The organism is Pseudomonas sp. LFS044 (assembly GCF_047978245.1).
In the GTDB taxonomy this organism is placed as follows: Bacteria; Pseudomonadota; Gammaproteobacteria; order Pseudomonadales; family Pseudomonadaceae; genus Aquipseudomonas.
In genome coordinates this window covers 151376-173868 of sequence record NZ_JBFPFX010000006.1, presented here as the reverse complement: position 1 = coordinate 173868, position 22493 = coordinate 151376, and the positions used below count along the sequence as shown (strand labels likewise).

Below are 22493 nucleotides of genomic sequence, written 5' to 3'. Positions count from 1 at the left end.
GGCGGTGCAGCGGGCCGCCTGGCCGGTCACCCGGCGAGGCGAAAAATGCTTATAATGCCCAGCGTTTTTTTCGTCCGCCGGCTCCGTGCGCAACTCACCCCTCAACCTGGACACCCAAAAGCCTTGATACGCCTGCTGAAGTTCTTCTGGTGGTCTTTCGTCGCAGTCATCTGCGCGCTCGTACTCGGTGTGAGCGGTGCGTTTCTGTATCTTAGTCCCAACCTGCCGTCGGTCGATTCGCTCAGAAGCATCCAGTTGCAGATCCCCCTGAGGGTGTACAGCAGCGACGGCAAGCTCATTGCCGAGTTCGGCGAAATGCGCCGCTCGCCAATCCGTTTCGCGGAAATCCCCCCGCAGTTCATTCAGGCGCTTCTGTCAGCCGAAGACGACAATTTCCTTAACCACTACGGTGTCGATCCGAGCAGCCTCATGCGCGCCGCGACCCAGCTGGTTAAAACCGGTCACATCCAGACCGGCGGCAGCACCATCACCATGCAGGTGGCGAAGAACTTCTTCCTGACCAGCGAGCGCAGCTTCTCGCGCAAGACCAACGAGATTCTGCTGGCCCTGCAGATCGAGCGTGAGCTGACCAAGGACGAGATCCTCGAGCTGTACGTGAACAAGATCTACCTGGGTAACCGAGCCTACGGCATCGACGCCGCCGCGCAGGTGTACTACGGCAAATCGATCCGGGACGTGAGCCTGGCGCAGATGGCGATGATCGCCGGCCTGCCCAAGGCGCCGTCGCGATTCAACCCGCTGGCCAACCCGGTGCGTGCGAAAGAGCGCCGCGACTGGATCCTGGGCCGCATGTACAAGCTCGGCAAGATCGACGAAGCCAGCTACCAGAGCGCACTGGCCGAGCCGCTCAACGCCAGCTACCACGTGCCGACACCTGAAGTGAACGCGCCGTACATCGCCGAGATGGCCCGCGCCGAAATGGTCGGCCGCTATGGCAGCGAGGCCTATACCGAAGGCTTCCGCGTCACCACCACGGTGCCGAGCGACATGCAGGAAATGGCCAACAAGGCAGTCCTCAACGGCCTGTCGGACTATGACGAACGCCATGGCTACCGCGGCCCGGACGCACGCTTCCCGGGCAAGACCCAGGCCGCCTGGCTGCAGGAGTTGAACAAGCAGCGCACCCTGGGCGGGCTGGAGCCGGCCATCGTTACCCATGTCGAAAAGACTGGCATCAAGGTGCTGACCCGCAGCGGCAAAGAAGAAGACGTTGCCTGGGACACCATGAAGTGGGCGCGCCCGTTCATCAACAGCAACTCCCAGGGGCGCGCGCCGCAATCGCCGGCTGACGTGGCCCAGGTCGGCGACCTGGTACGCCTGCAGCGCCTGGACGACGGCAAGCTCAAATTCAGCCAGGTGCCCGGTGCCCAGAGTGCGCTGGTAACCCTGGACCCTTACAACGGTGCCATTCGTGCGCTGGTGGGCGGCTTCTCGTTCGAGCAGAGCAACTACAACCGCGCCATGCAGGCCAAGCGCCAGCCGGGCTCGAGCTTCAAGCCGTTCATCTACAGCGCCGCGCTGGACAGCGGCTATACCGCCGCCAGCCTGGTCAACGATGCACCGATCGTGTTCGTCGACGAGTACCTCGACAAGGAATGGCGGCCAAAGAACGACACCAACACCTTCCTTGGCCCGATCCGCATGCGCGAAGCGTTGTACAAGTCGCGCAACCTGGTATCGATCCGCCTGCTGCAGGCCATGGGTGTAGGCCGCACCATCGACTACATCGCCAAGTTCGGCTTCAACAAGCAGGACCTGCCGCGCAACCTGTCGCTGGCGCTGGGCACCGCAACGCTGACGCCGATGGAAATCGCCACCGGGTGGAGCACCTTTGCCAACGGCGGCTACAAGGTCAACCCGTACCTGATCGAGCGCATCGAAAGCCGTAGCGGCGAAACCCTGTTCACCGCCAACCCGGCACGCGTGCCGCAAGGCGCCGAAGACCATGCAGGCCTGGCCGCACCGGAGCAGCCTTTCAGCACCGCGGCAATGCCCGGCGAGGCACCGTCGGCCTTCGGCCAGATAGCGCCGGCACCGCAAGCGCCGGTGATCGCCGAGCAGATCATCGATGGCCGCACCACCTATATCCTCACCAGCATGCTGCAGGACGTGATCAAGCGCGGTACCGGGCGCCGGGCGCTGGCCTTGGGCCGTACTGACCTGGCAGGCAAGACCGGCACCACCAACGAGTCCAAGGATGCCTGGTTCTCGGGCTACAACGCCGATTACGTGACTACCGTCTGGGTCGGCTTCGACCAGCCGGAAACCTTGGGCCGCCGCGAATACGGCGGCACTGCGGCGCTACCGATCTGGATGAGCTTCATGGGCGCGGCGCTCAAGGACAAGCCAAACCACGCCCCTGCAGAGCCGGAAGGCATCCTCAGCCTGCGGGTCGACCCAGTCAGCGGCCGCGCAGCCTCGCCGAGCACGCCGAACGCGTACTTCGAGCTGTTCAAGGCTGAAGACTCGCCACCGTCGGTGGATGAGCTGGGCAATGGTGCAGCACCTGGCAGCCCGCTGCCAGCGGATGAAGCAGCGCCGATGGATCTGTTCTGACAGTGACTTTGCAGCGAGGCCTATAGCCGGCAAGCCGGCTCCAACAGAGTCAGCACCAACCCTGAGCGTTGTGCGGTACCTGTAGGAGCTGGCTTGCCGGCGATAGGGCCCTGACAGGCCACCGACCAATCAGCAGGCAAACAAAAAGCCCCGACTCATACGAGCCGGGGCTTTTTTGTGTTGCTACGGCCTGAGGATCAGCCGTTGAACACTTCATCCACGCTGTTCAGCGGGTAGTGCTTCGGATACGGCAGGGTAGCCACGCCGGATTCGATGGCGGCCTTGGCCACTGCGTCGGAAACGACGGTGATCAGGCGAGCGTCCAGCGGCTTCGGAATGATGTACTCACGGCCGAATTCCAGACCTTCGACGCCGTAGGCCTCGCATACTTCCTTGGGCACTGGCAGCTTGGCCAGGTCTTTCAGGGCGATGGCGGCGGCGATCTTCATTTCTTCGTTGATGCGCTTGGCGCGAACGTCCAGGGCACCACGGAAGATGAACGGGAAGCCGAGAACGTTGTTGACCTGGTTCGGGTAGTCGGAACGACCGGTGGCCATGATCACGTCGTTGCGGGTGGCATGAGCCAGCTCTGGCGAGATTTCCGGGTCCGGGTTCGAGCACGCGAACACGATCGGGTTGGCAGCCATCGACTTCAGGCCTTCCGGGCTCAGCAGGTTCGGGCCGGACAGGCCAACGAACACATCAGCACCTTCCAGGGCATCAGCCAGGCTGCGCTTGTCGGTGGCGTGGGCGAACTGGGCCTTGTACTGGTTCAGGTCGTCGCGGCCAGCGTGGATCACGCCGCTGCGGTCGATCATGAAGATGTTCTCGACCTTGGCACCCATGCTGACCAGCAGCTTCATGCACGAGATGGCAGCAGCGCCGGCACCCAGGCAGACGATCTTGGCGTCTTCGAGTTTTTTGCCAGCGATTTCCAGGGCGTTGATCATGCCGGCGGCGGTAACGATCGCGGTGCCGTGCTGGTCATCGTGGAACACTGGAATGTCGCACTGCTCGATCAGGGTGCGTTCGATTTCGAAGCACTCAGGCGCCTTGATGTCTTCGAGGTTGATGCCACCGAAGGTAATCGAGATGCGGCGAACGGTGTCGATGAAAGCTTGTGGGCTTTCCGATTCGACTTCGATGTCGAATACGTCGATACCGGCGAAACGCTTGAACAGAACGCCCTTGCCTTCCATGACCGGCTTGGAAGCCAGTGGACCGAGGTCACCCAGACCGAGGATGGCGGTGCCATCGGAAATCACTGCAACAAGGTTGCCCTTGCCGGTGTATTTGTAGGCCAGCTCAGGATCACGGCCGATTTCACGCACAGGTTCTGCAACGCCTGGGCTGTAGGCCAGGGCGAGATCACGGGCGGTGGCGGTGGGCTTGGAGAGCTCGACGCTCAGTTTCCCCGGACGAGGTTGAGCGTGATATTCGAGAGCGGCGGTTTTCAGGTCTGACATGGTGGGCATTCCGCTATTTACTGTTCTGACGGACCGCCGAGGATACGCAAAGAGCCGGGGAGTCACAAGACTGGCCGGTCACTTGTGTCAAGGCCTTTAGCCTACGACTTTACGCTATAACACACGGGGGCATTGGAGCTACCAGTGTGTACAATCCAATAGCGAAATGTCTACATCTTTTCAGCCTGAAATGCGCTCCAGCATGCTCGGATCGGTCAATGGCAACACCCAACGTCGCTGCCCCGGCTTGAGCCCACCCTTGCGGGAACGATCCAGCACCCAACCGCGCGCCTCGACTTGGCGTCCTTTGAGGTTATCGAAGAAGCCTGCAGGGAAGTTGCGTTGCAGACGAGCGGGAACCTGCAACACCACGCCGGTCTCCAGCGCCAGCCAGACGCCCCCGCGATTGCGTGCAACGCTCTGAATGCTGCCACCGATAACCGCGAACCCCGATTGCCTGACCTCGCGGGCGCGCAGCACCGGCGAGTTGCGCCACAGCCCGGCCCTGGCCTTGCGCGCCGACTGCTCGGCCACTTGCTGGCAAGCCACCAAGCGCACATTGGGTGCCACCGCGACACGGTAGCCAAGGCCCTCGCTGAGCAAGCGCGCCTCAAGATTGTCGCCATTGCGGCCGTACATATGGGCCAGCGTGCGCCCGTATTTGTCCTTGGCCTCGACGCCCTGCACCAGCGCGACCCGGCCGTCACTGGCTTTGACCAAGGCTTGCAGGCGCTGCTTGGCGGCCTCGGCGTAGGGCTCGCTGGTGCGCCCCTTGCGCCCGATTTCCGGCGCGTTGATGCCGATCATGCGCACACTGCGGCCATCGACAAGGCGTAGCGTGTCGCCATCCACCACCTGACGCACAGCCACCTGCTGCGGCTTGACCGGCAGCGGGCAGAACGCCAGCGCCGACGCCTGCCAGATCGCGCCCACAAAAAAGGCGCCCACAAGGGGCGCCTTTTTCAGCAACAATGCGAAGCCCGAAGGGTTCGCCATGCGCATGATTACTTCTTGGTACCGAACATACCGAAGCGATCGGCGAACTTCTGTACGCGACCACCGGTGTCCAGGACTTTCTGCTTACCGGTGTAGAACGGGTGGCACAGGTTGCAAACGTCGATCGCCAGGGTGTTGCCCAGGGTCGAACGCGTTTCGAATTTGTTGCCGCAGCTGCAAGTCACTGCAACCGCTTCGTAGTTCGGATGAATATCAGCTTTCATGGTCACTTCCTCGAGCTGCGTGCCGCCACCCAACACCAATTGTTGAATACCGCACGTAATTAGGCGGCAAATAATACCAGAGCTTCACTCCAACGCAAGTTGTCGCTTGCACCGACCGTCGTCTGCTAGGCTCGCCACTCATTTGTAACGCCCTGCGAGACCTTCCGCGTGTCCGACGTCATTCTGCGCCTTGCCCTGCCCTCCCCGCTGCGTCGCCTGTTCGACTATCGGGCGCCGGCGAGCATGGCGCGCCAGGCACTCACCCCGGGCATGCGCATCCGCGTACCGTTCGGCCGTCGCGAGATGATCGGCGTACTGGTCGAGGTGTGCGACCACAGCGAGGTCCCAGCCGACAAGCTCAAGCCGGCCAGCGCCCTGCTCGACCCGGTTTCACCGGTGCCGGCGTCACTGTTCAAGCTGTGCCTGTGGACTGCCCAGTATTATCAGCACAGCCTCGGCGACACCCTGAGTTGGGCCCTGCCCACCTTGCTGCGCCAGGGCGAGCCAGCCGAGATGCGCCAGGAGCGCTTCTGGCACGTCGCCCCCGATGCCCGTATCGAAGACCCACGCATCGCCCGCGCGCCGCGCCAGCGCGACGCCCTCAAGACCCTGGCCCAGCACCCACACGGCGTGGCGCACAGCCTGCTGAGCAAGCTCAACCTGAACAAGGACAGCCTCGACCTGCTGCTGGCCAAGGACCTGGTTCGGCTCGAAACACGTCGCCACCTGCCGGCGCAGCGCCATGAGCATTGGCTGGCCCAGCCGGAGCTGCCGCTCAACGACGAACAGCGCGAAGCCTTCGATACCGTGCGCGAAGGCTTTGACAGCTTCAATGCCTTCCTGCTGGCCGGCGTCACCGGCAGCGGCAAGACCGAAGTCTACCTGCAGCTGATTCGCGAAACCCTGGAAGCCGGCAAGCAAGCGCTGGTGCTGATCCCCGAGATCAACCTCGGCCCACAGACCCTGGCGCGCTTCGAGCAGCGCTTCAACGCCCGTATCGCCCTGCTGCACTCGGCGGTGAATGACCGCGAGCGCCTCGACGCCTGGCTGGCGGCGCGTGATGGCGAGGCGGATATCATCATCGGCACGCGCTCGGCGCTGTTCACGCCGATGAAAAACCCCGGCCTGATCATCATCGACGAAGAGCACGACGGCTCCTATAAACAGCAGGAAGGCCTGCGCTACCACGCCCGCGACCTGGCGCTGGTGCGTGCCCATCAGGAAAACATCCCGATCCTGCTCGGCTCGGCCACCCCGTCGCTGGAAACCCTGCACAACGCCCTGACCGGCCGCTACCGCCTGCTGCGCATGAACCAGCGCGCCGGCGGTGCAAGGCCGCCGCGGATGATCCGCCTGGATGTAAAAAGCCTGCCGCTGGACAGCGGTATCAGCGGCCCGCTGCAGCAGGCCATTCGCCAGACCCTGGAGGCCGGCCAGCAGGTACTGGTGTTCCTCAACCGTCGCGGCTTCGCGCCGACCTTGCTGTGCCATGACTGCGGCTGGCTTTCGGAATGCCCGCGCTGTGACGCGCGCATGACCGTGCACCAGCGCTCCGGGGTGCTGCGCTGCCACCACTGCGGCTACGACGAACGCCTGCCGCACCAGTGCCCCAAGTGCAGCCACGTTGACCTGCGCGCGGTGGGCGCGGGCACCGAACGTGCCGAGGAACGGCTGAAGGTGCTGTTCCCGGACTACCCGATTCTGCGGGTGGACCGTGACAGCACGTCGCGCAAGGACGCCATGCACAACCTGTTCAGCACCATCCAGCGTGGCCAGCCCAGCATCCTGGTCGGCACCCAGATGCTGGCCAAGGGTCACCACTTCCCGCGGGTCACCCTGGTCGCCATCCTCGATGCCGATGGTGGGCTGTTCTCCGGCGATTTCCGCGCCACCGAGCGCATGGCCCAGCTCATCGTGCAGGTGGCGGGGCGCGCCGGGCGGGCCGAAGAGCCCGGCAAGGTGGTGATCCAGACCCACCTGGCCGACCATCCATTGCTGGTACAACTGACCGAGCAAGGCTACTTCGCCTTTGCCGAGCAGGCTCTGGACGAGCGCCGCGCCGCCGGCCTGCCGCCCTTTTCCCACCTCGCCCTGCTGCGCGCCGAAGCGCACAAGCCAGGGCAGGCCGAGGGCTTCCTCGACGAGGCCTGCAACGCAGCGGAACAGCTGGTAGCCGAGCAGCGCCTGCCCGGTATTGAACTGTTGGGCCCGGTGCCTGCTCCGATGGAGCGCAAGGCCGGGCGCTTCCGCGCGCAACTGTTGATCCAGGCCAACACCCGGGCACCCTTGCATCGACTGATCAGTGCCTGGTTGCTAGTGTTGGAGCAGCTGCCAAGCGGGCGGCAAGTACGCTGGTCGCTGGACGTCGACCCAGTCGACCTTTATTGAGCTTGCCGCCCAAAGGTTGGCAACCCGGCCCCGGAAACGGATAATGCCCAGTTTTTCCACCTGCGCACCCAGGCGCTCCACCGCGCTAGCGGTCGAAAAGAGATCCCCATGAAAGACACCATTCGCCAGCTGATCCAGCAAGCCCTCACCCAACTCGTCACCGACGGTGTGCTGCCTGAAGGGCTGTCGCCGGCGATCCAGGTGGAAAACGCCCGGGACAAGACCCACGGCGACTTCGCCAGCAACATTGCCATGATGCTGGCCAAACCGGCCGGCATGAAGCCGCGCGACCTGGCCGAAAAACTGATCAACGCCCTGCCGGCCAGCGCCGACATCAGCAAGGTCGAGATCGCCGGCCCCGGCTTCCTCAACTTCTTCCAGAACACCGACGCCCTGGCCAACCGCCTGGACGCAGCCCTGGCCGACGGCCACCTGGGCGTGCGCAAGGCCGGCCCCAGCGAAAAAGTCGTGATCGACATGTCGGCGCCGAACCTGGCCAAAGAGATGCATGTCGGCCACCTGCGTTCGACCATCATTGGTGACAGCGTCGCGCGCGTGCTGGAGTTCCTCGGTGACAACGTCATCCGCCAGAACCACGTGGGCGACTGGGGCACGCAGTTCGGCATGCTGATGGCCTACCTGCAGGAAAACCCGATCACCAGCGACGAGCTGTCGGACCTGGAAAACTTCTACCGTGCGGCGAAGAAGCGCTTCGACGAATCGGAAGAGTTCGCCACCCGCGCCCGCGGCCTGGTGGTCAAGCTGCAGGCTGGCGACCCCGACTGCCTGGCCCTGTGGACGCGCTTCAAGGATATTTCCCTGTCCCACTGCCAGAAGACCTACGAGCTGCTCAACGTCAAGCTGACCATGGCCGACGTGATGGGTGAGAGCGCCTACAACGCTGACCTGGCCAACGTGGTTGCCGACCTCAAGGCCAAGGGCCTTCTGGTCGAAGACCAGGGCGCGCAGTGCGTGTTCCTCGAGGAATTCAAGAACAGCGAAGGCGAGCCACTGCCGGTGATCGTGCAGAAGGCTGACGGCGGCTACCTGTACGCCACCACCGACCTGGCTGCCGTACGCTACCGCAGCAACGTGCTCAAGGCCGACCGCGCGTTGTACTTCGTCGACCAGCGCCAGGCCTTGCACTTCAACCAGGTGTTCGAAGTAGCGCGCCGCGCCGGTTTCGTCGGCCACCCCATGCAGATGGAGCACATGGGCTTCGGTACCATGAACGGCGCCGACGGCCGCCCGTTCAAGACCCGTGACGGCGGCACCGTAAAGCTGATCGACCTGCTCACCGAGGCCAAGGAGCGCGCTTATGCCCTGGTCAAGGAGAAGAACCCGAGCCTGACCGAAGACGAACTGCGCCACATCGGTGAAGTGGTTGGCATTGGCGCGGTGAAATACGCCGACCTGTCCAAGCACCGCACCAGTGACTACAGCTTCAACTTCGAGCTGATGCTCAATTTCGAAGGCAACACCGCGCCGTACCTGCTGTACGCCTACACCCGCGTGGCCGGCGTATTCCGCAAGCTGGGCAAGGGCTTCGACCAAGTCGAGGGCAATATCGTCCTGCAAGCGGCCCACGAGCTGGACCTGGCCGCACGCCTGGCGCAATTTGGCGAAGTGCTCAACAGCGTTGCCGACAAAGGCACCCCGCACGTGCTGTGCACTTACCTCTACGACTTGGCCGGCCTGTTCTCCAGCTTCTACGAGAACTGCCCGATCCTCGCCGCCGAAACCCCAGAGCAGCAGCAGAGCCGTCTGCGCCTGGCTGCCCTGACCGGTCGCACCCTCAAACAAGGTCTGGAACTGCTCGGCCTGGAAACCCTGGAGCGCATGTAAGTTGGCAGCCAAGAAAAAACCAGCACCCAAGCGCGGCGCCAGCCGCACTCAGGCACCGGCCAAACAGCCGATCCCAGGCTGGGTATGGTTGGCGGTCGGCCTGACCGTCGGCGCGTTCATCGTCTTCCTGATGAAACTCGAGCCGGGGGGTGGCGATATCAAGCGCACCAAGCCCGAGCAGCAGAAGCCGGAGAAGGTCGCCGAGGCCAGCAAATCAACGCCTGCCACCGTGCAGCAACCGGTGAAGCCGAAGTACGACTTCTACACCCTGCTGCCAGAGTCGGAAGTGATCGTGCCACCCGAGGCAGTGCCTGAGAAGACGCCACCTGTGCCTGCACAACCGGTGACCCCGGTGACGCCAGCGGAAGCGGCGAAGATCGACACGGCCCGTGCCCAGGCCGCCCTGCTGGGGCAAACGCCACCGCCTGCGCCGCCGGTGATCAAGCCTGCAGCCACCACGCAGTTCTTCCTGCAGGCCGGCTCGTTCCGCAAGCAGGCCGATGCCGACAAGGTGCGCGCGCAGATCATCCTGCTCGGCCAGGCGGTGAAGGTGGAGTCGGGGACCGTCAAGGATGAAACCTGGTACCGCGTACTGGTGGGGCCGTTCAGCAATCGCGAACAGCTGACCGGGGCGCAGAAGCAGCTGGCGGGGGCAGGGTTCAGCAACCTGCTGCTGCAGCAGCGACAGACCCGTCAGTAACTGAAAAGGCCTTGCCGCTCAGCGCGACAAGGCCTTTTTTGTGCCTCAGCGGCGCTCGGCGTTGGCCTGGGAGATCTGCCCGTTCAGGGTCCAGAAGTCATACAGCACGCCCACCAGGAACAAGCCACCGGTGAAGAAATAGATGATCGCGGTGATCCATTTGCCCTGGTACAGCCGATGCACGCCGAAAATGCCCAGGAAGGTCAGCAGAACCCAGGCAATGTTGTAATCGATGCGCCCGGAATGGAAGCGTAGATCAGCCTCCCGGTCCATGGCCGGGATCAGGAACAGGTCGATCAGCCAGCCGATGCCGAGCAGGCCCAGGGTGAAGAACCAGATGGTCCCGGTGATGGGCTTGCCGTAGTAGAAACGGTGCGAGCCTGTGAAGCCGAAAATCCACAGCAGATAGCCGATGACCTTGCTGTGGGTGTCGTGCAGCGGCGCCCCCTGTTCATAACTGTTCATTCGTAGCCCTCATGGGTTATCCAAAAATTTTCTAAAAAAAAATGTGACTTTTCTGGCGAAGGCCGACGTACGGCAGCATGACAATCGACCAACGGATCAGAAATTGATCAAAAAGCTGTTATAAAGTTGCGCGCCAACACCAAAACCAAAATCAAAACTTCACAAGAGCTTCATCTATGCCGCCTTTGTTCAAGACATGGCTGACCCTCTGCCTATTATTGCCCCTGGCCGCCCACGCCACCAACCGTGAGCAACGTCTTCCCAACGGTTTCACCGGCTATACCACCAATGCCTCGGTGAAACACGCGCCCAGCAAGCACAGCACGCTACGCGCACGCCCAAGCAGCAGCGCTGCCAAGGCTCACAACCTGCCTGTGGCGGCCATGTCGCCGAAGCAGAGCAGCGACGTGCTCAGCCGCGCCGTCAATGTGCTCGGTACCCCGTATGTTTGGGGCGGCAGCAGCCCTAAAAAAGGCTTCGACTGCAGCGGGCTGGTCAAATACGCCTTCAACGACGTGGCCGATGTCGACCTGCCGCGCACCTCCAATGCCATGGCCCAGGGCCACGGCGTGAAGGTGGCCAAAAGTGACCTCAAGCCGGGCGACCTGATCTTCTTCAACATCAAGAGCCGCCGGGTAAACCACGTTGCCATCTACCTGGGCAACGACCGCTTCATCCACGCACCGCGCCGCGGCAAGCGGGTGAGCATCGACAACCTGAGCAAGCCCTACTGGCAGAAGCACTATGTGGTGGCCAAGCGGGTGTTGCCGAAGGAACAGCAGCAGTTGGCACTGGCCAAGCGCTGATCGTTGGGGCCTCTTCGCGGGCAAGCCCGCTCCCACAGGCATAGTGATGCCCCTGTAGGAGCGGGCTTGCCCGCGAAGAGGCCCCAACAGTCAAAGTGAGGGCTCGATCAATCCCTTATCCCTCAACCCCCGCATCGCGCCTTCCATCGTCCGCATCCCCTGCGCCGCCCCCGTCTGCATCACCGAACACAACTGCGCCATCCGCCCCTCGCGGATCAGGTTGCGCACCGCAGGCGTCACCACCAGCACCTCCCTGGCAGCCATACGCCCACCACCTACGCGCTTGACCAACACCTGCGCCACCACCATGCGCAGCGACTCCGCCAACATCGCCGCCACCAACGGCTTCTCCTCAGCGGCAAACACTTCAACCAGCCGGTCGATGCTCCCCGCCGCCGAACGCGTGTGCACCGTCGCCAGCACCAGGTGCCCCGTTTCAGCGGCCCGCAGTGCCAGGCGAATCGTCTCCAGATCACGCAATTCGCCAATCATGATCACGTCCGGGTCCTGACGCAGCGCGCTGCGCAAGCCCTGGGAAAAGTCGCGGCAATGCCGACCGATCTCGCGCTGGTTGACCAGGCTGCGCTGGCTGCTGTGGATAACTTCAACAGGGTCTTCAAGCGTGATGATGTGCGCAGAGCGCCGGCGATTGAGCTGATCGATCAGCGTTGCCAAGGTGCTGGTTTTACCACTGCCAGTGGGGCCGCCGATCAGAATCAGGCCATCAGCGCACTGCGCAACAGCTCGAAACACTTCTTCAAGGTCGAGTTCTTCAAGTGTGGCGATTCGTTTTGGGATCAGGCGAAGGGTCGCCGCCGGGCCATTGAGCTGACGAAACAGATTCAGGCGAAAGCGGCCAAGTGACGGCAGCTCCAACGCCAGATCCAGCTCATCACCTTGCGCCCACTGGTGGCGCTGGCTGTCATCAAGCAGCGGCGCCAGGGCATCGGTCAATGCAGCTGGCATCACGCGCGGCAAGTCCATGCGCCGCAGCTCGCCATCCACGCGCAGCATCGGTATCTCGCCCGCGGCCAGGTGCAGGTCACTCGCCCCTGCATCGCCAGCCCGGGCCAACAGGTCGGTCACGTCCATGAGACTCCCCAACGGCCATCAAGCAGGTAGAATGCCGCAGACCCCAGAGCCGACGGCATCGATCCATGTCCACCATAGCAGACAACCTTTCCGCCCTCGCCGCCCGCATTCAACGTGCAGCCGAGGCCGTCGGGCGCGACCCGGCCAGCGTCCACTTGCTGGCGGTGAGCAAGACCAAACCGGCCAGTGCCATCCGCGAAATTCATGCAGCAGGGGTGCGCGATGTCGGCGAAAACTACCTGCAGGAAGCCTTGGGCAAACAGCAAGCGCTGGGCGACCTGCCCTTGATCTGGCACTTCATAGGCCCCATTCAGTCGAACAAGACTAAAGCCATTGCCGAGCATTTCGACTGGGTACATTCCGTGGACCGCCTGAAGATCGCCCAACGCCTGTCCGAACAGCGCCCCCAGGGCTTGCCGCCCCTGAACATCTGCCTGCAGGTGAACGTCAGCGGGGAAGACAGCAAGTCAGGCTGCGCTGCGGCCGACCTCCCCGCGCTGGCCCATGCCGTGGCCGCTCTGCCCAACCTGCGCCTGCGCGGTTTGATGGCAATCCCCGAGCCGAGCGAAGACCGCGCCGAGCAAGAGGCCGCCTTTGCCACTCTGCGCCAGTTGCAAGACAGCCTGAATCTCGGCCTGGACACCTTGTCCATGGGCATGAGCCACGACCTGGAAGCCGCGATTGCACAGGGCGCGACCTGGGTCCGCATCGGCACCGCCCTGTTCGGGGCGCGCAACTACGGCCCCGTCTGATTCCATGCTTTACTCACTCTTTCCCTCAAGGACCTGACATGAGCAAGACACGTATTGCCTTCATCGGCGCCGGCAACATGGCCGCCAGCCTGATCGGCGGCCTGCGCGCCCAGGGCCTGGACGCCGCGCAGATCCGCGCCAGCGACCCTGGCGCCGATACCCGCACCCGGGTTCAGGCCGAACATGGTATCGAGGTTTTCGAAGACAACGCGCAGGCCATCGCCGGGGCCGATGTAATCGTCCTGGCGGTCAAGCCGCAGGTAATGAAGGCCGTCTGCCAAACGCTGCAGCCAAGCCTGCAGGATGGCCAGCTGCTCGTGTCCATCGCTGCCGGCATTACCTGTGCCAGCCTGCAAACCTGGCTCGGCGCCCGCCCGGTGGTGCGCTGCATGCCCAATACCCCGGCGCTGCTGCGCCAGGGCGTGAGCGGCCTGTATGCCACTGCCGAGGTTTCCAGCACACAGCGCGAGCAGGCCGAGCAGCTGCTGTCGGCTGTCGGCACCGCCCTGTGGCTGGATGAAGAACAACAACTGGATGCAGTGACCGCCGTTTCCGGCAGTGGCCCAGCGTATTTCTTCCTGCTGATCGAGGCCATGACCGCCGCTGGCGAAAAACTCGGCCTGCCGCGCGAGACCGCCTCCAAGCTGACCCTGCAGACTGCGCTGGGTGCCGCACACATGGCCGTGGCCAGTGATGTCGACGCCGCCGAACTGCGCCGCCGCGTGACATCGCCGGCCGGCACTACCGAGGCAGCCATCAAGTCGTTCCAGGTTAACGGTTTCGAAGCCATCGTAGATAAGGCACTGGCAGCAGCGGCGACGCGTTCCGCCGAGCTGGCCGAGCAATTGGGCAAATAAGGAGTTCCAGATGAATGCACTGTCCGGCGCCGCGATCTTCGTGGTGCAAACCCTGGTCAGCCTGTACCTGGTGATCGTCCTGCTGCGCTTCGTACTGCAGCTGGTAAAAGCCAACTTCTACAACCCGCTGTGCCAGTTCGCAGTCCGCGCCACCCAGCCGCTGCTCAAGCCAATCCGGCGCATCATCCCAAGCGTCGGCGGCCTCGACACCTCGTCGCTGCTGCTGGCGGTGGTCATCCAGGCACTGCTGATGGGCTTTGTGCTGATGGTCACCTACGGCACCTTCGGCGACGTCCTGCACCTGCTGATGTGGGCGATCATCGGCATCACCTCGCTGTTCCTGAAGATCTTCTGGGTGGCGATGATTGTCATGGTGATCGTTTCCTGGGTGGCGCCGAACAGCCACAACCCGGCAGCCGAGCTGGCCTACCAGATCAGCGAACCGGTATTGGCGCCGTTCCGCCGCCTGGTTCCTAACCTGGGCGGCATGGACATCTCGCCGATCTTCGCCTTCCTGGCGATCCAGGTGATCCAGTCGTTCGTCATGCCCCCGCTGGCCGCCTACGCCGGTATGCCACAAGAACTGTGGCGGATGATCTGACCCCTGTTGTTCCCGGCGGCAAGCCTTTGCTTGCCGCTGGGGGTAGCGCTCTTTAGACTTACGCCTCCGTCAAGCGTGAGCAGGGTCGATGTCCACTGTCCTTCCCGAAGATTCCGTCGGTCTGGTTACACCGCAAACAGCCCAATTCGATGAACCGCTGGCCCTGGCCTGCGGCCGTTCGCTGGCCAGCTACGAGCTGGTTTACGAAACCTATGGCACCCTGAACGCCAGCGCGAGCAATGCCGTGCTGATCTGCCATGCCCTGTCTGGCCACCACCATGCCGCCGGCTACCATGCCGCCACCGACCGCAAGCCGGGCTGGTGGGACAGCTGCATCGGCCCAGGCAAGCCGATCGACACCAACCGTTTCTTCGTGGTCAGCCTGAACAACCTCGGCGGCTGCAACGGCAGCACTGGCCCGAGCAGCGTCAACCCCGCCACCGGCAAACCCTATGGCGCGGACTTCCCGGTACTGACCGTGGTGGACTGGGTGCACAGCCAGGCGCGCCTGGCCGATCGTCTGGGCATCCGGCAATGGGCCGCCATCGTCGGCGGCAGCCTGGGTGGCATGCAGGCCCTGCAGTGGACCATGACCTACCCCGACCGCGTGCGCCATTGCGTGGATATCGCCTCGGCGCCCAAGCTTTCAGCGCAAAATATCGCCTTCAACGAAGTGGCACGCCAGGCAATCCTCACAGACCCCGAATTCCACGGCGGTTCGTTCCAGGACCAGGGTGTGATCCCCAAGCGCGGCCTGATGCTGGCGCGTATGGTCGGGCATATCACCTACCTGTCCGACGACTCGATGGGTGAAAAATTCGGCCGTGAGCTCAAGAGCGACAAGCTCAACTACGACTTCCACAGCGTCGAATTCCAGGTCGAGAGCTACCTGCGCTATCAGGGCGAAGAGTTCTCCGGCCGCTTCGACGCCAACACCTACCTGCTGATGACCAAGGCGCTGGACTACTTCGACCCGGCCGCGGCCAATGGCGGGGACCTGGCCGCAACCCTGGCCAACGTCACGGCGGACTACTGCATCATGTCGTTCACCACCGACTGGCGCTTCTCGCCGGCCCGTTCGCGCGAGATCGTCGACGCCCTGATGGCAGCACGCAAGAACGTCTGCTACCTGGAGATCGACTCGCCTTACGGGCACGATGCCTTCCTGATTCCCACGCCTCGCTACATGCAGGGTTTCTCGAACTACATGAACCGCATCGCCATCTGAGGACAGCATGAGAGCCGACCTGGAAATCATCCACGACTGGATTCCCGCCGGCAGCCGGGTACTCGACCTGGGCTGCGGCAGTGGCGAGCTGCTGGCTTCGCTGCGTGATCGCAAGCAGGTCACCGGCTACGGCCTGGAGATCGACGCCGACAATATCGCCGCGTGCGTGGCCAAAGGCGTCAACGTCATCGAGCAAGACCTCGACAAAGGCCTGGGCAACTTCGCCAGCAACAGCTTCGACGTGGTGATCATGACCCAGGCCCTGCAGGCCGTGGAGTACCCTGACCGCATCCTCGACGAGATGCTGCGGGTGGGCCGCCAGTGCATCATCACCTTCCCGAATTTTGGCCACTGGCGCTGCCGTTGGTACTTGGCGACCAAAGGCCGGATGCCGGTTTCGGACTTCATGCCGTACACCTGGTACAACACGCCGAACATTCACTTCTGTACCTTCGCCGACTTCGAAGAGCTGTGCCATGAGCGCCACGCCAAGGTCCTCGACCGCCTGGCTGTCGACCACTTGCACCGCAACGGGTGGGGCGGCCGGCTTTGGCCTAATCTTCTGGGTGAAATCGGCATTTACCGCGTCAGCAGCCCAGGCTTGCAGGAGCACCAACTGGCGGTCTGACGCTCAGCAGAGGAATCGCACCATGCGTCGCCTAACCCTGTTCCTGATCAGCCTGTGCCTGGCCCTGCCGGTACTGGCTGCCGATGCCGCCAAACCCGAGCGCAAGGAAGTTTTCGGCGACGTGACGGTGCACTACAGCGCCTTCACCTCAAGCATGCTGCAGCCGGATATCGCCGCCGCCACGGGGCTGACCCGCAGCAAGAACCAGGGGGTGCTCAATGTTGCCGTGCTCAAGGCCAGCAGGCCCGCGATGGCAGTGGTCAGTGGCACGGTGCAGGACCTCACCGGGCGCAGCAACCCGCTGTCGTTCAGGCAAATTACCGATCGGGGTGCGGTGTACTATATCGCCCAGTTCAAGATCGAACAGGCCGAGACGCTGACCTTCGACCTGAATGTCGAAACCGGCGGGGTCAGCCATAAACTCAGCTTCAACCAGGAAGTGTTCCCAGGCGAATGATGAATTTCCAGCAACTCGTATTGGCCAGCCACAACGCCGGCAAACTCAAGGAACTCCAGGCCATGCTCGGCCAGGCCGTGCAACTGCGCTCGATCGGCGAATTCAGCCAGGTAGAGCCTGAAGAAACCGGCCTGTCGTTCGTCGAGAACGCCATCCTCAAGGCACGCAATGCCGCACGTATTTCCGGCCTGCCGGCACTGGCCGACGATTCGGGCCTGGCGGTGGACTTCCTGGGCGGCGCACCGGGCATCTACTCGGCGCGTTATGCCGATGGCAAGGGCGACGCAGCGAACAACGCCAAGCTGCTCGAAGCACTCAAGGACGTGCCGGAAGATCAACGCGGCGCTCAGTTCGTCTGCGTGCTGGCGCTGGTACGCCATGCCGACGACCCGCTGCCGATCCTGTGTGAAGGGCTGTGGCACGGGCGCATCATGACCGCAGCCAGCGGCGAACATGGCTTCGGCTATGACCCGCTGTTCTGGGTGCCTGAACGCAGCTGCTCCAGCGCCGACCTCGCCCCGGCCGACAAGAATCAGCTCAGCCACCGCGCCCGCGCCATGGCCCTGCTGCGCCAACGTCTGGGCCTGGCATGATCGAAACGTTGTCCACCCAGCCGCGCCAGCCAGGCGTGGCGGGTTTCGCCACGCTGCCGCCTTTGTCGCTGTATATCCACATTCCGTGGTGCGTGCGCAAATGTCCTTATTGCGACTTCAATTCCCACGCTGCCGGGCCTGAGCTGCCGGAAGAGGCCTATGTCGATGCCCTGCTGACCGACCTCGACCAGGAGCTTCCAGCGGTTCAGGGCCGGCCGATTTCGTCGATATTCTTCGGCGGCGGTACCCCGAGCCTGTTCAGCGCCAATGCGCTTGGCAGGCTGCTGCGCGGTGTGGAGCAGCGCATTGCGTTCGCACCGGATATCGAGATCACCCTCGAAGCCAACCCCGGGACGTTCGAGCAGGATAAGTTCAAGGCCTACCGGCAAACCGGCATCAATCGCCTGTCCATCGGCGTGCAGAGCTTCCAGCCAGCCAAGCTCGAGGCGCTGGGCCGCATTCACAATGGCGACGAGGCGATTCGCGCAGCCGGCATGGCGCGCGCGGCAGGTTTCGACAACTTCAACATGGACCTGATGCACGGTCTGCCTGACCAGTCGCTGGACGACGCGTTGGGCGACCTGCGCCAGGCCATCGACCTGGGGCCTACTCACCTGTCCTGGTACCAGCTGACCGTGGAGCCGAACACGGTGTTCTGGAACCAGCCGCCGGAGCTGCCCGAAGACGACATCCTGTGGGACATCCAGGAAGCCGGCCAGGCACTGATGGCGGCGAACGGCTTCAAGCAGTACGAAGTTTCGGCCTATGCCCAGCCAGGCCGCCCTGCCCGGCACAATCTCAACTACTGGCGCTTTGGCGATTTCATCGGCATCGGCGCCGGCGCACACGGTAAGCTGACCTTCGCCGACGGCCGTATTCTGCGCACCTGGAAGACCCGCCTGCCCAAGGACTACCTGAACCTGGCCAAGCCGTTCAAGGCTGGCGAGAAATTGCTGCCGGTCGACGAGCTGCCGTTCGAATTCCTGATGAATGCACTACGCCTTACCGATGGCGTGGAAGCCGAGTTGTTCAGCCAGCGCACCGGTTTGCCACTCGCGCAACTCGCCGAGGCACGCCGTGCAGCCGAACAAAAGGGCCTTTTGCAGGTCGAACCGGATCGATTGGCGGCCACGCCGCGCGGCCAGTTGTTCCTCAATGACCTGCTGCAGTATTTCTTGACCTAAGGATGACCCATGGATCTGGTACTTGATCTGCTGGCGACGGTTTCCCGCTGGAGCCGTAGCAACCTGTCTGAGATTTCCCTGGCCCTGGTAGGCTGCCTGCTGGTGCTGTTCGGCACCGATATCAAGGCCTGGGTGGAGCAACGCCTGGGCGGCCTGGCCGGCGCCCTGCGCGTTCCGTTCATGGCGGTGCTGGTGATGATCGGCAGTGGCGCGGCGCTGATCTACGCCACACCGTGGGTGGTGAAGGGGCTGAGCCAGTTCAACAACTATGCGCTGGCACCGGTGCTGTTGGTGGTGCTGGTGTTGATCGGCGTGGTGGCTGATCGGCGGGGATGAGATAGCTAAAAGCTGCCCTGGAGAACACTTAATGCCACATATTTCGAGACATTGATGCATCGCCTAGCGCTGCCTATGATCTCCGAACCGTGTGGATCTTTCAGTGAAAGTCCGAAGCGAAGGGTCCTCAACCCTATCGCTTCAAAAAAAACCGCCTCTCTCAAGGCGGTTTTTTTTTCGCCTGCATAACCGCAGACGTCGGTGCATCAAAGGCTCAATAAGCCAATCAACCCACCTTCTCGAACTTCAAATCCCACACCCCATGCCCCAAGCGCTCGCCACGGCGCTCGAACTTGGTGATCGGACGCTCTTCGGGACGCGGCACATAAGCCCCATCCGCCGCCTGGTTGCGGTAACCCGGCGCAGCGCTCATCACTTCCAGCATGTACTCGGCATAGGGTTCCCAGTCGGTCGCCATGTGGAACACGCCACCCGGTTTGAGCTTGCGCCGTACCAGCTCGGCAAACTCCAGCTGCACGATGCGGCGCTTATGGTGGCGCGCCTTGTGCCATGGGTCGGGGAAAAACAGCATCAAGCGGTCGAGGCTGTTGTCGGCCACGCAGCGGTTGAGCACCTCGATGGCGTCGCAGTCGTATACCCGCAGGTTCTTCAGGCCCTGGGTCAGCACGCCGTTGAGCAGCGCGCCAACACCCGGACGGTGCACTTCAACACCGATAAAGTCCTGCTCCGGCGCGGCAGCGGCCATTTCCAGCAGGGAATGGCCCATGCCGAAGCCGATTTCCAGGGTGCGCGGTGCCGAACGGCCGAACACCTGGTCGTAGTCCACCGGGCTCTCGGCCAGCGGCAGGATGTACAGCGGGCCGCCCTGGTCCAGGCCGCGTTGCTGGCCCTCGGTCATGCGCCCGGCGCGCATCACGAAACTCTTGATGCGGCGGTGTGGGCGCGCTTCGCCGTCGGTGGTGGTCGGCGTATCTTGCGATTCAGTCATCAGGGGCTCTTACTTGATCAGACCATCCAGCGGCGAAGAGGCGCTGGCATAGAGTTTCTTCGGCATGCGGCCGGCCAGGTAGGCCATGCGCCCGGCGAGGATTGCGTGCTTCATGGCTTCGGCCATCATCACAGGTTGTTGGGCGTGGGCAATGGCCGAGTTCATCAGCACGGCCTCACAGCCCATTTCCATGGCGATGGTGGCGTCGGAGGCGGTGCCCACGCCGGCATCGACCAGCACTGGCACCTTGGATTCTTCCAGGATGATCTGCAGGTTGTACGGGTTGCAGATACCCAGGCCGGTGCCGATCAGGCCAGCCAGCGGCATGACCGCGATGCAGCCCGCTTCGGCCAGCTGACGGGCGATGATCGGGTCATCGCTGGTATAGACCATTACGTCGAAACCGTCCTTGACCAGCACTTCGGCGGCCTTGAGGGTTTCAATCACGTTCGGGAACAGGGTCTTCTGGTCGGCCAGGACTTCCAGTTTCACCAGCGTCCGCTCTTCATGCGACTTGCGGCCATCGAGCAGCTCGCGGGCCAGGCGGCAGGTACGGACCGCTTCGACCGCGTCAAAACAGCCTGCAGTGTTCGGCAGGATGGTGTACTTGTCGGGTGACAGCACGTCGAGCAGGTTCGGCTCGCCCGCATTCTGGCCAAGGTTGGTGCGGCGCACGGCGACAGTGACGATTTCGGCACCCGAGGCCTCGGTGGCCAGGCGGGTTTCTTCCATGTCACGGTACTTGCCGGTACCGACCAGCAGGCGCGACTGGAAAGTGCGCCCGGCCAGGATAAAGGGCTTGTCGCTACGAACGTTGCTCATCGTTGTTCCTCGGGAAAGATTGCTGGGCTTCAAATGAATCGCCAGGGCGGAATCAACCGCCACCGATGGCGTGGACCACTTCGACCTGGTCGCCGTCATTCAGCTGCGTGCTGTCGTGCTGGCTACGCGGCACGATATCCAGGTTGAGTTCCACCGCCACCCGGCGCCCTGCCAGCTCCAGGCGGGTCAGCAGGGCCGCGACGCTTTCGCCAGCGGGCAATTCGTAAGGCTCACCGTTCAGTTGAATGCGCATGCGCACGGCCACCATTATGCTTTTCGGGCCCGCATTCTAGCGCCGATCAACGCGTTAACCCAAGGGCGGTGCGCGCCATTAGTCGCGATTGTGGACCGGTTGGTCAGCCCAAGCGCCAGGCTGCCAGGCCCAGGCACAGCCAGCCGGCGAGGAAGCACAAGCCGCCGATGGGGGTAATGATGCCAAGCTTGCTGAGCCCGCTCAGGGTCAACAGGTACAGGCTCCCGGAGAACAATACGATCCCCACGGCGAACAGACCGCCGGCCCAGCCCACCAGGCGCCCCGGCAAATGCGCAGCGAGCAGCGCAACACCGAAGATTGCCAGCGCATGCACCAGCTGATAGGTCACGCCGGTGTGAAAAATCGCCAGGTAGTCGGCTGTCAGGCGGTTTTTCAGGCCGTGGGCGGCAAATGCGCCAAGGGCGACACCGGTAAAGCCGAAAAAGGCGGCGAGCATCAGGAAGCTGCGAAGCATGGGACGACTCCTTGTATCGGGTCTGTATAATGGCCCGTTCCAACGGTCCGGCCAAGCCATCGCCATGCTGTCATCCCTTCTCCGTCGCCTCGCTCGCGCCCTGCTCTGGTTCGCTGCCGGCAGCATCGTCGTGGTGCTGGTGTTCCGCTGGGTCCCACCGCCCGGCACGGCATTGATGGCCGAGCGCAAGGTGCAGTCGTGGTTCAGCGGCGAACCTATCGACCTGCAGCGCGACTGGGAACCGTGGGAAAAGATCTCCGATGACCTCAAGGTGGCAGTCATCGCCGGCGAGGACCAGAAGTTCGCCAACCACTGGGGCTTCGACATCCCGGCTATTCAGGCGGCGCTCGCCTACAACGAGCGTGGCGGCAACATTCGAGGTGCCAGCACCCTGACCCAGCAGGTCGCCAAGAACCTGTTCCTGTGGTCGGGCCGCAGTTGGTTCCGCAAGGGGCTGGAGGCCTGGTTCACGGCGCTGATCGAGCTGTTCTGGTCCAAGGAGCGCATCCTTGAGGTGTACCTGAACAGCGCCGAGTGGGGCAAGGGCGTATTTGGCGCCCAGGCGGCGGCGCGTTACCACTTCGGCACCGATGCCAGCCGGCTGAGCCGCCAGCAGGCCGCTCAGTTGGCGGCGGTGCTGCCCAGCCCGATCAAGTGGAGCGCCAGCCGGCCAAGCGCCTATGTCGCCAGCCGGGCCGGGTGGATTCGGCGGCAGATGAGCCAGCTGGGCGGGCCAAGCTACCTGATGCAGCTGGATGCTTCACGCAGGCAATAAAAAACCGTGCCCTGCAGGGCACGG

At 63.3% G+C, this 22493-nt stretch carries 24 protein-coding genes; 15 read left to right on the top strand and 9 right to left on the bottom strand.

What is annotated here, in order from left to right:
• The first annotated feature begins 126 nt into the window (after positions 1 to 126).
• The gene (locus ACNQPL_RS07235; RefSeq protein ID WP_416466337.1) at positions 127 to 2577 is read left to right on the top strand and encodes a penicillin-binding protein 1A; all 2451 of its coding nucleotides are present in this window, start codon (positions 127 to 129) and stop codon (positions 2575 to 2577) included.
• 197 nt (positions 2578 to 2774) lie between these two features.
• On the opposite strand, the gene ACNQPL_RS07230 is transcribed toward ACNQPL_RS07235, so the two are convergent.
• The 3 genes from ACNQPL_RS07230 to rpmE form a co-directional block, all read right to left on the bottom strand.
• Positions 2775 to 4043: a malic enzyme-like NAD(P)-binding protein gene (locus tag ACNQPL_RS07230; RefSeq protein ID WP_346614156.1), complete on the bottom strand. Its 1269-nt coding sequence runs from the start codon at positions 4041 to 4043 to the stop codon at positions 2775 to 2777.
• A gap of 180 nt (positions 4044 to 4223) precedes the next feature.
• A complete protein-coding gene (locus tag ACNQPL_RS07225) occupies positions 4224 to 5045 on the bottom strand; it encodes a thermonuclease family protein (RefSeq protein WP_416466308.1) in 822 nt (273 codons plus the stop codon).
• A gap of 2 nt (positions 5046 to 5047) precedes the next feature.
• The gene (gene rpmE, locus ACNQPL_RS07220) at positions 5048 to 5263 is read right to left on the bottom strand and encodes a 50S ribosomal protein L31 (RefSeq protein ID WP_054891182.1); all 216 of its coding nucleotides are present in this window, start codon (positions 5261 to 5263) and stop codon (positions 5048 to 5050) included.
• A gap of 168 nt (positions 5264 to 5431) precedes the next feature.
• On the opposite strand from rpmE, the gene ACNQPL_RS07215 reads away from it, so the two are divergent.
• From ACNQPL_RS07215 to ACNQPL_RS07205, 3 genes are all read left to right on the top strand, one after another.
• Complete coding sequence (locus tag ACNQPL_RS07215) at positions 5432 to 7651, top strand: primosomal protein N' (RefSeq protein ID WP_416466307.1); 2220 nt, start codon at positions 5432 to 5434, stop codon at positions 7649 to 7651.
• Positions 7652 to 7759: 108 nt separating this feature from the next.
• Entirely contained in the window at positions 7760 to 9496 is a 1737-nt protein-coding gene (gene argS, locus ACNQPL_RS07210; protein ID WP_416466305.1) for an arginine--tRNA ligase, read from the top strand.
• A 1-nt stretch (position 9497) separates the two neighbouring features.
• Positions 9498 to 10196, top strand: a complete 699-nt coding sequence (locus ACNQPL_RS07205; protein ID WP_346614160.1) for an SPOR domain-containing protein — start codon at positions 9498 to 9500, stop codon at positions 10194 to 10196.
• Positions 10197 to 10241: 45 nt separating this feature from the next.
• On the opposite strand, the gene ACNQPL_RS07200 is transcribed toward ACNQPL_RS07205, so the two are convergent.
• A complete protein-coding gene (locus ACNQPL_RS07200) occupies positions 10242 to 10661 on the bottom strand; it encodes a TM2 domain-containing protein (RefSeq protein WP_346614161.1) in 420 nt (139 codons plus the stop codon).
• A 176-nt stretch (positions 10662 to 10837) separates the two neighbouring features.
• Here ACNQPL_RS07200 and ACNQPL_RS07195 point away from each other — a divergent pair, with 176 nt between their 5' ends.
• The gene (locus tag ACNQPL_RS07195; RefSeq protein ID WP_346614162.1) at positions 10838 to 11467 is read left to right on the top strand and encodes a C40 family peptidase; all 630 of its coding nucleotides are present in this window, start codon (positions 10838 to 10840) and stop codon (positions 11465 to 11467) included.
• Positions 11468 to 11557: 90 nt separating this feature from the next.
• Here the strand turns inward: ACNQPL_RS07195 and ACNQPL_RS07190 are convergent, their stop codons facing one another.
• Positions 11558 to 12559, bottom strand: a complete 1002-nt coding sequence (locus ACNQPL_RS07190) for a PilT/PilU family type 4a pilus ATPase (protein WP_346614163.1) — start codon at positions 12557 to 12559, stop codon at positions 11558 to 11560.
• Positions 12560 to 12624: 65 nt separating this feature from the next.
• Here ACNQPL_RS07190 and ACNQPL_RS07185 point away from each other — a divergent pair, with 65 nt between their 5' ends.
• The 9 genes from ACNQPL_RS07185 (at position 12625) to ACNQPL_RS07145 (ending at position 19195) form a co-directional block, all read left to right on the top strand.
• Positions 12625 to 13311, top strand: a complete 687-nt coding sequence (locus tag ACNQPL_RS07185; RefSeq protein WP_416466303.1) for a YggS family pyridoxal phosphate-dependent enzyme — start codon at positions 12625 to 12627, stop codon at positions 13309 to 13311.
• 38 nt (positions 13312 to 13349) lie between these two features.
• Positions 13350 to 14168 (top strand): pyrroline-5-carboxylate reductase, encoded by an 819-nt coding sequence (gene proC, locus ACNQPL_RS07180; RefSeq protein ID WP_416466302.1) that lies wholly within the window; start codon positions 13350 to 13352, stop codon positions 14166 to 14168.
• A 10-nt stretch (positions 14169 to 14178) separates the two neighbouring features.
• Positions 14179 to 14769: a YggT family protein gene (locus tag ACNQPL_RS07175; protein WP_012053960.1), complete on the top strand. Its 591-nt coding sequence runs from the start codon at positions 14179 to 14181 to the stop codon at positions 14767 to 14769.
• Positions 14770 to 14857: 88 nt separating this feature from the next.
• Positions 14858 to 15997 carry a homoserine O-succinyltransferase MetX gene (gene metX / locus ACNQPL_RS07170; protein WP_346614166.1) on the top strand — a complete coding sequence of 380 codons (1140 nt, stop codon included), beginning with the start codon at positions 14858 to 14860 and terminating at the stop codon, positions 15995 to 15997.
• A 7-nt stretch (positions 15998 to 16004) separates the two neighbouring features.
• Positions 16005 to 16625, top strand: a complete 621-nt coding sequence (gene metW, locus ACNQPL_RS07165; protein ID WP_008092977.1) for a methionine biosynthesis protein MetW — start codon at positions 16005 to 16007, stop codon at positions 16623 to 16625.
• Between the two features lie 22 nt (positions 16626 to 16647).
• Entirely contained in the window at positions 16648 to 17082 is a 435-nt protein-coding gene (locus tag ACNQPL_RS07160; RefSeq protein ID WP_416466301.1) for a DUF4426 domain-containing protein, read from the top strand.
• Positions 17079 to 17675, top strand: coding sequence for an RdgB/HAM1 family non-canonical purine NTP pyrophosphatase (rdgB, locus tag ACNQPL_RS07155; protein WP_346614168.1), 597 nt, complete (start codon positions 17079 to 17081; stop codon positions 17673 to 17675). The genes ACNQPL_RS07160 and rdgB overlap by 4 nt, the downstream gene beginning before the upstream one ends.
• Complete coding sequence (gene hemW / locus ACNQPL_RS07150; protein WP_416466300.1) at positions 17672 to 18859, top strand: radical SAM family heme chaperone HemW; 1188 nt, start codon at positions 17672 to 17674, stop codon at positions 18857 to 18859. The genes rdgB and hemW overlap by 4 nt, the downstream gene beginning before the upstream one ends.
• A gap of 9 nt (positions 18860 to 18868) precedes the next feature.
• On the top strand, positions 18869 to 19195 hold the full coding sequence (locus ACNQPL_RS07145) for a DUF3392 family protein (protein WP_346614170.1): 327 nt from the start codon (positions 18869 to 18871) through the stop codon (positions 19193 to 19195).
• A gap of 226 nt (positions 19196 to 19421) precedes the next feature.
• Here the strand turns inward: ACNQPL_RS07145 and trmB are convergent, their stop codons facing one another.
• From trmB to ACNQPL_RS07125, 4 genes are all read right to left on the bottom strand, one after another.
• Positions 19422 to 20144 carry a tRNA (guanosine(46)-N7)-methyltransferase TrmB gene (gene trmB / locus ACNQPL_RS07140; protein ID WP_346614171.1) on the bottom strand — a complete coding sequence of 241 codons (723 nt, stop codon included), beginning with the start codon at positions 20142 to 20144 and terminating at the stop codon, positions 19422 to 19424.
• Between the two features lie 9 nt (positions 20145 to 20153).
• Positions 20154 to 20966, bottom strand: a complete 813-nt coding sequence (locus ACNQPL_RS07135; protein ID WP_346614172.1) for a thiazole synthase — start codon at positions 20964 to 20966, stop codon at positions 20154 to 20156.
• 52 nt (positions 20967 to 21018) lie between these two features.
• Positions 21019 to 21219 carry a sulfur carrier protein ThiS gene (gene thiS / locus ACNQPL_RS07130; protein ID WP_313297868.1) on the bottom strand — a complete coding sequence of 67 codons (201 nt, stop codon included), beginning with the start codon at positions 21217 to 21219 and terminating at the stop codon, positions 21019 to 21021.
• A 103-nt stretch (positions 21220 to 21322) separates the two neighbouring features.
• Positions 21323 to 21694, bottom strand: coding sequence for a DUF423 domain-containing protein (locus ACNQPL_RS07125; RefSeq protein ID WP_346614173.1), 372 nt, complete (start codon positions 21692 to 21694; stop codon positions 21323 to 21325).
• A gap of 64 nt (positions 21695 to 21758) precedes the next feature.
• Between ACNQPL_RS07125 and mtgA the strand changes: the two genes are divergently transcribed.
• Positions 21759 to 22469 carry a monofunctional biosynthetic peptidoglycan transglycosylase gene (gene mtgA, locus ACNQPL_RS07120; protein WP_416466299.1) on the top strand — a complete coding sequence of 237 codons (711 nt, stop codon included), beginning with the start codon at positions 21759 to 21761 and terminating at the stop codon, positions 22467 to 22469.
• The last annotated feature ends 24 nt before the right edge of the window (positions 22470 to 22493 follow it).